10 protein-coding genes and 1 pseudogene are annotated in these 12,126 nt (G+C 71.7%); 4 read left to right on the forward strand and 7 right to left on the reverse strand.

What is annotated here, in order from left to right:
* Positions 1-54: 54 nt before the first annotated feature.
* Positions 55-1,194, reverse strand: coding sequence for an aminoglycoside phosphotransferase family protein (locus ACFVW8_RS35450; RefSeq protein ID WP_389697474.1), 1,140 nt, complete (start codon positions 1,192-1,194; stop codon positions 55-57).
* A gap of 231 nt (positions 1,195-1,425) precedes the next feature.
* On the opposite strand from ACFVW8_RS35450, the gene ACFVW8_RS35455 reads away from it, so the two are divergent.
* On the forward strand, positions 1,426-2,925 hold the full coding sequence (locus ACFVW8_RS35455; RefSeq protein ID WP_389697476.1) for a hypothetical protein: 1,500 nt from the start codon (positions 1,426-1,428) through the stop codon (positions 2,923-2,925).
* Positions 2,926-3,056: 131 nt separating this feature from the next.
* On the opposite strand, the gene ACFVW8_RS35460 is transcribed toward ACFVW8_RS35455, so the two are convergent.
* The gene (locus ACFVW8_RS35460; RefSeq protein WP_389697478.1) at positions 3,057-4,514 is read right to left on the reverse strand and encodes a PP2C family protein-serine/threonine phosphatase; all 1,458 of its coding nucleotides are present in this window, start codon (positions 4,512-4,514) and stop codon (positions 3,057-3,059) included.
* A 342-nt stretch (positions 4,515-4,856) separates the two neighbouring features.
* Complete coding sequence (locus ACFVW8_RS35465; protein ID WP_389697480.1) at positions 4,857-5,150, reverse strand: hypothetical protein; 294 nt, start codon at positions 5,148-5,150, stop codon at positions 4,857-4,859.
* A 231-nt stretch (positions 5,151-5,381) separates the two neighbouring features.
* On the opposite strand from ACFVW8_RS35465, the gene rpmG reads away from it, so the two are divergent.
* Together rpmG and ACFVW8_RS35475 are read left to right on the forward strand one after the other, a co-directional pair.
* The gene (rpmG, locus tag ACFVW8_RS35470; RefSeq protein ID WP_389697482.1) at positions 5,382-5,546 is read left to right on the forward strand and encodes a 50S ribosomal protein L33; all 165 of its coding nucleotides are present in this window, start codon (positions 5,382-5,384) and stop codon (positions 5,544-5,546) included.
* A gap of 106 nt (positions 5,547-5,652) precedes the next feature.
* The gene (locus ACFVW8_RS35475; RefSeq protein ID WP_389697484.1) at positions 5,653-5,916 is read left to right on the forward strand and encodes a type B 50S ribosomal protein L31; all 264 of its coding nucleotides are present in this window, start codon (positions 5,653-5,655) and stop codon (positions 5,914-5,916) included.
* Between the two features lie 92 nt (positions 5,917-6,008).
* On the opposite strand, the pseudogene ACFVW8_RS35480 reads toward ACFVW8_RS35475, so the two are convergent.
* The 4 genes and pseudogenes from ACFVW8_RS35480 to ACFVW8_RS35495 form a co-directional block, all read right to left on the reverse strand.
* Positions 6,009-6,723 (reverse strand): annotated as a pseudogene (locus ACFVW8_RS35480) (DUF1275 family protein).
* A 147-nt stretch (positions 6,724-6,870) separates the two neighbouring features.
* Entirely contained in the window at positions 6,871-8,244 is a 1,374-nt protein-coding gene (locus ACFVW8_RS35485; protein WP_389697486.1) for a cryptochrome/photolyase family protein, read from the reverse strand.
* A 79-nt stretch (positions 8,245-8,323) separates the two neighbouring features.
* Complete coding sequence (locus ACFVW8_RS35490; RefSeq protein ID WP_389697488.1) at positions 8,324-9,853, reverse strand: SDR family oxidoreductase; 1,530 nt, start codon at positions 9,851-9,853, stop codon at positions 8,324-8,326.
* 183 nt (positions 9,854-10,036) lie between these two features.
* Complete coding sequence (locus tag ACFVW8_RS35495; protein WP_389697490.1) at positions 10,037-10,639, reverse strand: sigma-70 family RNA polymerase sigma factor; 603 nt, start codon at positions 10,637-10,639, stop codon at positions 10,037-10,039.
* A gap of 334 nt (positions 10,640-10,973) precedes the next feature.
* Here ACFVW8_RS35495 and ACFVW8_RS35500 point away from each other — a divergent pair, with 334 nt between their 5' ends.
* Positions 10,974-11,861, forward strand: a complete 888-nt coding sequence (locus tag ACFVW8_RS35500; protein WP_389697492.1) for a VanZ family protein — start codon at positions 10,974-10,976, stop codon at positions 11,859-11,861.
* Positions 11,862-12,126: the final 265 nt, after the last annotated feature.

Genomic DNA, 12,126 nt, shown 5'->3' on the forward strand with positions numbered 1-12,126 from the left:
CTGCGGGCCCGGTGTGTCGGCACCGGACCCGCAGCGCGCCTCCCCGTGGAACGGTCAGCGAGTGCCGACCGCGGCTCGGACGGCCCGCCGGGCCATCGCGCAGTCGTCGTGAAGGCGGCGCAGCAGCAGACGCTGCTCCTCGCCCGACGACAGCGCGCCCGGCCGGTCCTGGCCGGTACGAGCGGGAGCGGAGGTGTCCCGCATGGCCCGCTGCACGGCCGTCTCGTACGTGCGGATCTCGCGGGTGAGTACCAGCATCAGATTGATCAGGAACGCGTCCCGGGCCGCAGGGCCGGGCGCCTGGGCGAGCTGGCTGATCTGACGACGGGCCACCGGCGCGTCACCCAGCACCGCCCACAGCGTCGCCAGGTCGTATCCCGGCAGGTACCAGCCGGCATGCTCCCAGTCCACCAGCACCGGACCGGTCGGCGACAGCAGGATGTTGGAGAGCAGCGCGTCACCGTGACAGAACTGTCCCGTCCCCTGGCGTCCGGCGCCATGGGACAGACCGTGCATCAGCTTCTGCAGGTCACCCAGGTCACGGTCGGTGAACAGCCCCAGCTCGTGATAGCGGGCGATGCGCGCCGCGTAGTCCAGCGGGGCCTCGAAGAGGCCGGCCGACGGCCGCCAGGCGTTGACCCGGCTGACCGCTCCCAGCACCGCCCGCAGATCGGCCCGGGGCGGGGCCTCCGACGGATGCCGGGTCAGCGCCGCCACCCGGCCGGGCATCCGCTCGATGACCAGGGTGCAGTTCTCCGGGTCCGCCGCGATCAGCCGGGGAACCCGTACCGGCGGACGATGCCGGACGAACGCCCGGTATGCCGCTATTTCGTGGCGGAACCGTTCCGACCACGCCGGCGAGTGGTCCAGTAAGCACTTGGCGACCGCGGTCGTGCGTCCGGTGGAGCCGACGAGCAGCACCGAACGGCCGCTGCGCCGCAGTACCTGGACCGGGTTGAACTCCGGACAGATCCGGTGCACCGAGGCGATGGCCATCCTCAGCTGCGCGCCCTGGGGGCCGGACAGGTCCAGTCGTCCGCTGAGTGATTGAGTACCCGGCCCTGCCACGCGCCGGGTCCGACCCAGGCCGGGCGCCGGTACTGCGGCGCGGGGGTCGAGATACGGCCCGCCGCCCGCCCCGAGGGGACGGAGCGGCCGGGGCGGGGCGGACACGGAGGACGATGCTGTGTACATGGGCGAGACAGATCCCTTCGTGCGCCGACAAGTTGCGTGCGCCGCCCCGGCCGGCGGCCGTTCGGCACCCTGGGGAGTACCGAGGGCTGCCGGGCGGGGTGGCGCTTTCCTACCTGACACCGGCCCGCGGGTGGCAGACCATCTGGCGGACCCTGGCGAACCCTGGCGAATAGTCGCAGGGCATCTGACAGGGGGTTACTGTCAACACAGCCGAGAACCTGGGGGCTTGACGTGACCGGAGAACCCAACACCCGCCTGTCGGACCTGTTCGGCCTAGCCGGCTGGACCAAGGGCGAACTCGCGAGAATGGTGAACAAGCAGGCGGCGGCCATGGGCCACCCCCAGCTTGCCACCGACACCTCGCGGGTGAGGCGCTGGATCGACATGGGGGAGTCCCCCCGTGATCCCGTGCCCAAAGTGCTGGCAGCCCTGTTCACCGAGCGGCTCGGTCGTGTCGTGACCATCGAGGACCTCGGGTTCGGACGGCGCGGGCGTGTGGGGAAACGGCGAGAGACCGGGACGGAACAGAATCCCGACCAACTTCCCTGGGCGCCCGAGCGGACGGCAGCGGTCCTCACCGAATTCACGGGAATGGACCTCATGCTCAACCGACGCGGCTTGGTGAGCGCGGGCGCCGCGCTCGCCGCCGGCTCCACCATCGCCGGCCCCATGCACGACTGGCTGCACACCGACCCCGTACTGGCGGCCGACGCCCCACGCATCGACGATCCCGTGCACGCGGATCCGGCCGGTTTCGACCGGTACGAGGCCGCGCCCATCGGTTCGGAGGAGATCGAGGCGCTGGAGCGGTCCGTGGAGGTGTTCCGCGCCTGGGACGCCTCCCGCGGCGGCGGGCTCCAGCGCAAGGCAGTGGTGGGCCAGCTCAACGAGGTGGGCGGCATGCTCGCCTACCGGCACCCCGACCATCTGCAGCGCCGCCTCTGGGGCGTCGCTGCCAACCTCGCCGTACTCGCGGGGTGGATGTCCCACGACATCGGCCTCGAGCCCACCGCCCAGAAGTACTTCGTCATCGCCGCGCACGCGGCGCGCGAGGGCGGCGACCGCCCGCGCGCGGGCGAGGCCCTCTCCAGGGCGGCCCGCCAGATGGTTCACCTGGGCCGTCCGGACGACGCGCTCGACCTCATGAAGCTCGCCAAGTCCGGCTCCGGCGACATGGTCCTGCCGCGCACGCAGGCGATGCTGCACACCATCGAGGCCTGGGCGCAGGCTTCCATGGGGCGGGGCCAGGCGATGCGGCGCACCCTCGGCAGGGCCGAGGAGCTCTTCGTCTCGGACAAGGGCGATGTGCCACCGCCCAGCTGGATGCAGATGTTCGACGAGGCCGATCTGCACGGCATGCAGGCACTGGCGTTCCGCACCCTGGCCGAGCACGAGCCGGCGGCGGCCGTCATGGCCCAGCGCCACGCGAAGCAGGCACTGGAACTGCGGGTCAACGGGCGCCAGCGGTCCAAGATCTTCGACTACATCTCGCTCGCCTCGGCATGTTTCATCGCCGACGATCCCGAACAGGCCGACCGTTACGCCCGGCTCGCCCTGGTGACGATGGGGGAGACCTCCTCCCACCGCACCTGGGACCGGTTGCGCGAGATGTACCGGCTGACGGGCCAGTTCGCGGGATACGCGAAGATCGAGGACCTGCGCGAGGAGATCAAGCGCTCGCTGCCGCAGAGTTCACTCATCAAGCAGCGGACCAGGAGTTCGGAGGTCTGACCCCGGAGCGCCGGATGGAGAAGGCGCCGACCCTCAACACCTGCCCGGACACCGCACCGCGGACCGCCGGACGTCCTGCGTACCTGTGCCGTGAGTTCTGTTCTGTGCGCCCGCCCCCGGGCGTGCCGTGTCTACGCCCCGATACGGGCGATCAGCACACAGGCGTCGTCCAGTCGCCGGGCGCCACCGAACTCCTCGGCGGCGGCCCGTACACAGTCCTGTGCCGTACGGGCCTCGGCGAAGCGCGGCGCAAGTCCGAGCAGTGCTTCCGTGCCCTGGCGGAGGCCGCCCGGCCCGTTGCCGGCCCGGGCCAGCCCGTCGGAGTGCAGCACCAGCACATCACCGGGCAGCAGGTGCGCCTCGTCCTGTTCATAGACGACCCCGGAGGCCGCCCCGAGCAGTACGCCGTCGGGCTGGGGGAGCGGGCGCCCTGTTCCGTCGCGGAACAGCAGCGGTGCGGGGTGTCCGGCCTGCGCCCATTCCAGGGTGCGGGCCGCGGGGTCGAAGCGGCAGCACACCGCGCTGCCCAGGGCGGGCTGGAGGGATGTCTCAAGCAACTGGTTCAGGTGCCCCATCAGGGCGCCGGGCTCGACGCCGGCCATCGCCATACCGCGCAGGGCGCCGAGGATCATCGCCATGGCCGAGGTGGCCTGAATGCCGTGGCCGGTCAGATCCCCGACCGTGAGCAGTGTCCTGCCGTCGGGCAGTTCCATGGCGTCGTACCAGCCACCGCCGATCAGGGCGCTCGACTCCGAGGGGAGATAGTGGGCCGCGATGTCCAGGGCCCCGGGTCCCTGGACAGGCAGGCGCAGCGAGCCCCGCCACGGCGGAAGCACGGCCTCCTGCAACTCGACCGCGATCCGGTGTTCGGTGCGGTCGATGTGCTGCTGGCGACGGAGCGAGTCCTGGGTGCGGCGCACCATCTGCTGGCTGTGCCGCAGCGCACTGACGTCACGCAGGACCGCCCACATGGAAGCGGTGCAGCCGTCCGCGTCGAGCACGGGCTCGCCCATCATGTGCAGCGTCCGCGGCTGCCCGTCGGTGCGCTGGATACGGAACTCGCCGTCTATCGGCTTTCCGTCGACCAGGCAGTCCGTCACCAGCGCGGTGAGCAGGGGCTGGTCCTCGGGGAAGAGCACCGAGGGAAGGTCATCGAGGGAGAGCGGTCCGGCGTCGGCCGTCCGGCCGAAGATCTCCAGCAGCTCGTCGGACCAGCTGACCTCGTCCGTCAGCAGATTCCACTCGGCGCTGCCCACCCGGCCGATCAGTGCACCCGCCGGCTCATCGCCGGCGGGTCGCTGACCCGTTTCCAGCGACAGTCCGGCCGCGAGCTGCTCCGCGGCCTCCGGCGGCAGCCCTTCCCTGAGCTGTCCCAGATGCGCACCGAGATCGTCCAGGTGATGGACCGCCAGATCGCAGAGCGCGCGCTGCCAGCGCATCTGCGGATCGTCCTCGTCGACCAGCACGGCATCACGCCGTACCGCGTCCACATCTCCGCGCAGCCGATGCGTCCGGTTGATCAACGCATCGACGGCATCGCGCTCGGGCGGTTGTGGGGCGGGGCGGTCCGCAGGCAGATGGGACGGCATGACGTACTCCGATACAGGCGCGGTACAACCAGGTCTGAGGGTGGACCGAATACGACTGTCGCACAGCCGACTGGGGCCCGTAAGTGGTTTGGCAACACTCGATGCGTTCTTGCACCGGGCATATGCCAGCGGCTGACTGTGACCGCGATCTTTCGAACAGCCGTGCTTTTGGCGGGTGTTGAGCCCAGTCGCACGGCGTGCGAACGGCTCCGGTGTGCCTGTTCGCGCCACTTCCTCGCAGTGGGCGAGGAGCGCGGCGGGGCATATGCGGCCGGAGTCCTCGCGGTGGGCAAGGGCTCCGGCCGGGCGTCGAGGGGCTTCGGCGGGTGCGGGTCCCCGGTATCAGCAGACGGCGATCCGGCCGTACGAACCCATCTTCCAGGTCCACTTGAGGGTCTCGCCGGGGAACGTGGTCCAGCACCGCTGATCGGGGCCGTGGTCGATGACCAGCTTGATGTGCATGTTCCGGCCGCAGTTGTTGGTCGTCCAGGCCGTCTTGTCCTGCTTGACGACCTCGCGCGCCACGCAGGCGGGCGCGGTGTCGCCTGCGGCGGCGGCCGGTCCCGCCGCCGTCATCGTGAAGGCGGCGATCATCGTGGCAGCCGCGATGGCGGAGAGGGTGTTCTTCAGGCGCATGGTCACGTTCCTCGGGTGGTCACTCGCTGTGTCGGGCACTGCGGTCAACGATCGTTACGGCATCACGTGACGGCGTCGCCGGAGGATGGCGGACATGCGTCGGCCTGCTGCGGTCTCCCCGCCCGCACCGGGCGGGAATGCGGCCGGACGGATCGGCGTTGCAACGGCAGAACGAAAACGAATCCCGTTCCCATCAAGGGCCGGGTTCGGTTCGCGAGACCGGAGGTGCCCATGGCCCGAAGTGAAGCCCGTCCCGTCGTCAGGCTCCGTTCGACCGCCGGAACGGGTCAGACCTATGTGACGCGCAAGAGCCGTCGCAACAACCCCGACCGACTGGTCCTGCGCAAGTACGATCCCGCGGCCGGGCAGCACGTCCTCTTCCGCGAGGAGCGCTGACCGCGGAGCGGTTCACGCCACACGGGCGGACGGTTGCACCGTTCGCCCCTCCTGCCTCAGTGACTGCCTCAGTGACTAGGCCCTCAGCGACAAGGAAGGTACGCACATGAAGTCCCGCATTCACCCCGTCTCCCGCCCGGTGGTCTTCCGTGACCGTGCCGCCGGGGCGGCCTTCCTCACGCGTTCGACCGCCGACTCCGCGCAGCGAGTGACGTGGGAGGACGGCCGGAGCTATCCCGTCATCGACGTGGAGACCTCGTCGGCGAGCCACCCGTTCTACACGGGGGCGCGGCAGGTGCTGGACACCGCCGGCCGGATCGAGCAGTTCAACCGTCGCTACGGCACCGGTGTGCGCGCCGACAGTGAGTGACGCGCACGGCCGTCCGGCCTGGCTGCCCGTGCCCTGGATCACAGTCCGGGGCACGGATTCCCGGGAACACAAGACTGTGGTTTATCGTTCACCTATGTGTGGATGACGCACTGAGCGCCCACACCTGAAGCCGCCCCGGCTGGATTCCCCCGATCCGGCCGGGGCTTCCTTCTGCCCGGACGCGGTACCGGCACCCCGGCCGGCGCCGGCGCATCAGCGCCGTCGCGGCGCGACCTCGACCAGCAGTGCCGCCACTGCTAGCGCGGCCGCCGCCACGGCCCCGGTGGACGGCCAGTTGCGCACGGCGAGAGCGGCCACCGCCGCGCCCGCCACCACAGCGGCCAGCCGGCCGGCGACCCAGCCGTCACCGCGGTGCCACGACCCCACGGCCAGCCGCCCGACGAGTGACGTGAGCGTTCCGGTGAAGTAGTTCGTCGGCGTGGCCCGGACCCGGCCCTGGATACCCATCGCGACCCCCAGAAGAGCCAGCAGGCCGAGCCGGTCCGCGCCCGACGTGATCAGATCCAGCCCCCACAGCGCCGCACCGGCGGCGAGCAGCGCCACCTCGACCGCCAGCATCACCGGCAGCCGACGCCATACCCGCTCACCCGTCACCGCACCCAAGACCACCCCGCAGCCGTACGAGACGAGTGCCGTGACCACACGCAACGCCACTCCCTCCTCACCGGCCCCGGCGGCCGAAGCCCCCAGCAGCACCAGATTGCCCGTCATCACCCCGGCGAAGACCTGGCCGACGCAGATGAAGACGAACGCGTCCGCCGCGCCGGAGGCCGCCGACAGGAGCAGCAGCGCCGCATGGCCACGCCGGTCGTCCGCGGTGTCACGGCCGGGCGGGTCGGTGGACGTGGTGGAAGTCGCCATTCCGGCATCCTCGCCGGGATCCGGTCCGGCGGGGTGCCTTGTCCCCGACGCGGCGTGCCGCGCCCGCGGAAGTCACTCCAGACCGCGCGCCTGCTTGAACCGGGCCAGCCCGTCGGCCAGTTCCACCATCCGGTCCGGATACCCGAGACCGGCGCGCTCCGCAGCGCTCAGCCTCCACGGCTCGTGCACCGCCGGTCCGGCCACTGCCGCCAGCTCCGGCACCCACCGCCGTACGTAGTCGCCGTCCGGGTCGTAGCGCTTCGCCTGGACCACCGGATTGAGCACCCGGTTGGGCCGGCTGTCCGTTCCCGTGCCGGCCATCCACTGCCAGTTGAGCTGGTTGTCGGCGACGTCGCCGTCGACCAGCAGATCCAGGAAGTGCCGTGCGCCGACGCGCCAGTCCACGTACAGGGTCTTGGTCAGGAAGCCCGCCGTGAGCAGCCGTCCGCGGTTGTGCATCCAGCCCTCGTGGCGCAGCTGGCGCATCGCGGCGTCGACCACGGGGTAGCCGGTGCGCCCCTGCCGCCACGCCTCGATCTCCTCGGCCGCGTCCGTCTCGGACCGCCAGTGGTCGTGGCGCGTGCGGTAGTCCAGCCGGGCCGCGGCGGGCCTCGCCGCGAGCACCTGGTGGTGGAACTCGCGCCAGCACAGCTGCCGCACGAACGCGTCCGCTCCCGCTCCGCCCACGGAGCGTGTCCGGTGGATCAGCTCGACGGGGGACAGGGTGCCGAAGTGCAGATGCGGCGAGAGCCGGGACGTGGCGTCTCCCGGCAGGTCGTCGTGGCGGTCCTCGTACGCCGGGAGCCCGTGCCGCCGCCAGGCGGCGATCCGCCGGCGGGCCTCCTTCTCGCCGCCCTCGGCGAGCCCCGCCGAGACGCCGGCGACAGCGGAGCGGACCGGCACGTCCTCGGACCCCGGACCGTCCGGCACCCGCACGCTGCGCGGCGCGCCGAATGCCTCACGGACCCGCTCCGCGGACCAGCGCCTGAAGTACGGGGTGAACACGGCGAAGTGATCCGAGCCGGCCGGCGTGACGGCGCCGGGAGCGACGGCTGTGACCACACCGTCGTGGACGTGCAGCCGCACCCCGGCGGACTCCAGCGCGGCACCCAGCCGCTCCTCACGGCGACGGGCATAGCCGCTGACCCCCGCGGCCAGGTGGACGTCGCCCGCCCCGGTCGCGGAGACGATCCGGCACACCTCGGCGACCACGTCGCCCGAGCGCACCACCAGCCGGCCGCCCCGCTCACGCAGCCCCGCGTCGAGATCCCGAAGGCAGTCCGCAAGGAAGGCGAGGCGGTTCGGGGCGCCGAACCCCGCCGCGTCGATCCCCGTGTCGCGGACGAACAGGGGCACGATCTCGTCCGAGGACGCGAGCGCGGCGCGCAACGGCGGATGATCGTGCAGACGAAGGTCGGCGGTGAAGAGGACGACCGCAACGGTCATGGCGCAACTCCTGGGCGGGGCCGTGTACGTGTACGTGTACGTGTTCCTGTTCCGTCACGGGGCCTCGGCGGATGCACCCTCACCGGGTGACTGCGCGGCGTTCTCCCGGAGTGGACGGCACCGCGGCGGCGGCCCGCGCGATATTACGGGCCATCCCCCCGAACACGATCGCGTGAAACGGGGAGACACTCCACCAGTACGCATGTCCGAGGAGCCCGCGCGGATGGAACAGGGCCCGCTGCCGATAGTGCGACCGGCCGTTCCCGTCCTGCTCCGCATACATTTCCAGCCATGCCAGGCCGGGCAGCCGCATCTCCGCACGCAGCCGCAGCAGATGCCCCGGCTCGATCGCCTCGACCCGCCAGAAGTCCAGCGAATCACCCACCCGCAGCCGGTCGGTGTCCCGCCGGCCGCGGCGCAGGCCCACCCCGCCCACCAGCCGGTCGAGCCAGCCCCGCACCGCCCAGGCCAGCGGGAACGAATACCAGCCGTGGTCGCCGCCGATCCCCTCGATGACCTTCCACAGGGCCTCGGGCGACGCATCGGTGTCGAGCTCCCGCACATCCGTGTACAGGCTGCCGCCGGCCCAGTCGGGGTCGGTGGGCAGCGGGTCGCTGGGCACTCCGGGCACCGACGCGGAGGACCACCGGGTGGTGACCCGGGCCTCGCGCACCCGCTGGAGCGCCAGCCGCAGGGCCTTCTCGAACGTGAAGGGCTGTCCGGGCCCGTCGGGCACGTACCGCGCGATGTCGTGTTCCTGGCACACGACCTCATAGCGCAGCGACTCGGCGAGGGGCCGCGCGATCGACCTGGGAACGGGTGTGACCAGCCCGATCCAGTGGCTGGACAGCGTGGGCGTCAGCATCGGCACCGGCAGGATCAGCCGGTGCGGAAGCGTCGCGACCTCCGCGTACTGCTGCATCATCTCGCGGTACGTGATGACGTCCGGCCCTCCGATGTCGAAGGCACGGCTGACCTCCCGGGGCATCCGGGCGCTGCCGACCAGATAGCGCAGCACGTCCCGGACCGCGATCGGCTGGATCCGGGTCGAAACCCAGCTCGGTGTCACCATGACGGGCAGCCGCTCCGTGAGATAGCGCAGCATCTCGAACGACGCCGACCCTGATCCGATGATCACCGCCGCCCGCAGAACGGTGGCCGGGACCCCGGATCCCAGCAGAATCCTGCCGACCTCGGCGCGTGAGCGCAGATGCGGTGAGAGTTCCTTCGCAGGTACGCCCGGTGGCGTGAGCCCGCCGAGGTAGACGATGCGGCCGACGCTTCGGCGGGCCGCGGACTCGGCGAAGACCGTGGCGGACGCGCGGTCCGTGTCCTCGAAGTCCGCACCGCTCGTCAGCGCGTGCACCAGGTAGTAGGCGACGTCGATACCGGCCATCGCCGCGGCGACCGAGTCCGCGTCGGTGACATCACCCCGTACGACCTCCACATCCCCGGCCCACGGGTAGTCCCGCAGCTTCTCCGGGCTCCGAGCCATGCACCGCACCCGGTGCCCGGCCGCCAGGAGCTCGGGCACCAGCCGGCCCCCGATGTATCCGGTGGCCCCGGTCACCAGGCAGTGCAGGGGCTTCTCCTTGTTACTGCTCACCATGGGATCTCCGCATCGGCAGGGGTGTTGCTCGCTTCACCGTGCCTCGCCGTCGCGCGTCACGCTCCTCGAAGCGTCCGGATGCCGTGGCGGAACACCGGTCCGCCAGATGGCCGCTGCCCGCGTTCCCTCTCCGCGGGCGCCCTTGACCAGGTGTGTTGACCCGCAGCGTCGATCGTGCGCCGGTCAGCACTCCACGCCGTCCGGCGCGCCGGACACCGAACTCCGGATACGGAGGAGCGCGCGGCGGACATGGCTCTTGACCGTGCCGAGCGGCAGCCCCGTCAGCTCGGCGATGCGGGTCTGGGGGATGCCGTCGTAATAGGCCATGTGCAGGATCCGGCGCTGCACCTGGGGCAGCTTCCCCAGCTCCGTCCCGACCAGGACCCGGTCGAGCGCCGCCTCCGGACGGTCGGCCGCGCCGGTGTCCGTCACCCGCAGCCGCGCCGCGGTGGCAGCGGCCAGCTCTCCGCGACGGGTGCGGGCGGTGAGCGCGTCCGCGATCTTGCGACGGGTGATGCCGACCAGCCAGCCGGCCAGCGGTCCGCGCTCCGGGCGGTATCCGAGCCTGCCGCGCCAGGCGGCCATGAAGACCTGCTGGGTGATGTCCTCGGCCTCCCGGCTGTCGCCCAGGGAGCGGGCCGCCAGCGACTGCACCAGGGAACCCCACCTCCGGTAGGCGGCGGCGAAACACTCCTCGCTGCCGCGGACCAGCCCGGCGGCGAGCTCCTCGTCGGCAACGTCATGTGCGAGCCACGGCAGCGTGTCCTGCGGTGCGAGCGCGGTCATGGCTGTCCTTCCTCCGGGCGGCCAGGCCCGGCAGCTGCTCCGGGGTGGGGCCCGGCCGGACAACACGCGTCGTTCCTGCGTCGGATGATCAAACGCATGCCGTCCTCCGCGGAACAGGCGCGCGGCGCGACAGTGTCCTCGGCCCGGCCACGGGCACAGTGGCACGTCGACCCTGCGTCGCGCCGACGACACTCCGGACCTGGGACCGCCGCTACGGCATCGGCGCCGCGCAGGGGCCGGCGGGGCGATCAGCGTGCCCACCGCGTTCCGCGAACGCCGAGTCGCGCCCCGGCCCGTGAGGTGTGGTCCGACCGGACGGGGGAACTTGTCGCCCATGAACGCAGAGGCGGAGAGCGGGACGCAGAACGGAACGCGGCGCAGAACCTGGGCGAGCGTTCTCCTGCAGGTGACCATTCTGGTGCTGGCCTTGCTGGCCATGGTCGGTTTTTCCGTGGTGCTGGCGAAGGTGACGCTCACGCCCTCGCCCGCCTCGGAGGAACTGGTGAAGTCGAATCTGCGGCCGGGCCGGTCGCTACGTCAGTACGCGGAGGACTACACGTTCCTCGCGGCCTGCAAGCAGGCGGGCGGAAACGTGGTGCTGGGCATGCCGTTCGGCGTGATTCTGCCCATCCTCGTACCGCGCCGCATGCGGATGATCCGCATGGTCCTGCTGACCGTGGCGGTCATAGTTCTGGTCGAACTCGTGCAGGGCGCCCTGGTGGCGGGCCGGGCCTTCGACGTCGACGACGTCATCCTCAACACCGCGGGAGCGCTCCTCGGTTACCTGCTGCTGGGGCGCCGTCTGAGCCACCGGTACCACGTGCTGGCGGCAGGACGGGAACCGGAGCCGGCTCCCGAGCGGACCAGCGCTCCGACGCCGCCCGCAGGCGACAAGCGGGGGGCGCCGTCGGCGCGACGATCGTGGCGCAGCGCATGGGCGAAGGCCGCGGCACGGGCGAAACCGGCGGCGAAGTCGGAGCCGAAGTCCGGAACGACGACGAGGCCCAAGCCCAGGCCGAAGGCCAGGCCCACTCCCAGGACCGGCGCCACGGCCGCGAAGGCCCCGAAGCCGAAGGCCGCCGGCGCCAAGTCCGGGGCGGCTGCGAAGGCCAGGACGGTTCCGAAGGCCAAGTCCGGTGCCGCAAGCGGCAGGAACGCACGTGGCGACGGCTCCCGCACCGGTGCGGGCCGGGCGCTGCTGGACCGGTTCCGCAGCCGCTGACCGGGACCGGGCCGGGGGAGTGCCCCGGCCCGGTCCCTCTGACCCCGCCGGCCCGGCCGCTCCTGGCCTGTTCCGGTACGTACGGGGGCAGGTCCGGGAGCGGTGGCCACGCTCTGCTCCTGTTGCTGCGGCACGTCCGGATGAGGCGTGCCCGCCGGATCCGGACCGGCGGGCACCCGTTCGGCCCGCGGCCGATTGCGGGCCGCTCCGCCCGGCCCGAGCGTGAGGGGGTTGCCCGGGGGCACAGGGGGTACCGATCAACCAC

Source organism: Streptomyces sp. NPDC058221, assembly GCF_042882365.1.
Classification (GTDB): Bacteria; Actinomycetota; Actinomycetes; order Streptomycetales; family Streptomycetaceae; genus Streptomyces.

Bases quoted from the DNA above. Each gene is read 5' to 3' on its own strand.
- ACFVW8_RS35450 (WP_389697474.1), bottom strand. From the start codon at position 1,194: ATGTACACAGCATCGTCCTCCGTGTCCGCCCCGCCCCGGCCGCTCCGT.
- ACFVW8_RS35460 (WP_389697478.1), bottom strand. From the start codon at position 4,514: ATGCCGTCCCATCTGCCTGCGGACCGCCCCGCCCCACAACCGCCCGAG.
- ACFVW8_RS35465 (WP_389697480.1), bottom strand. From the start codon at position 5,150: ATGCGCCTGAAGAACACCCTCTCCGCCATCGCGGCTGCCACGATGATC.
- rpmG (WP_389697482.1), top strand. From the start codon at position 5,382: ATGGCCCGAAGTGAAGCCCGTCCCGTCGTCAGGCTCCGTTCGACCGCC.
- ACFVW8_RS35475 (WP_389697484.1), top strand. From the start codon at position 5,653: ATGAAGTCCCGCATTCACCCCGTCTCCCGCCCGGTGGTCTTCCGTGAC.
- ACFVW8_RS35485 (WP_389697486.1), bottom strand. From the start codon at position 8,244: ATGACCGTTGCGGTCGTCCTCTTCACCGCCGACCTTCGTCTGCACGAT.
- ACFVW8_RS35490 (WP_389697488.1), bottom strand. From the start codon at position 9,853: ATGGTGAGCAGTAACAAGGAGAAGCCCCTGCACTGCCTGGTGACCGGG.
- ACFVW8_RS35495 (WP_389697490.1), bottom strand. From the start codon at position 10,639: ATGACCGCGCTCGCACCGCAGGACACGCTGCCGTGGCTCGCACATGAC.
- ACFVW8_RS35500 (WP_389697492.1), top strand. From the start codon at position 10,974: ATGAACGCAGAGGCGGAGAGCGGGACGCAGAACGGAACGCGGCGCAGA.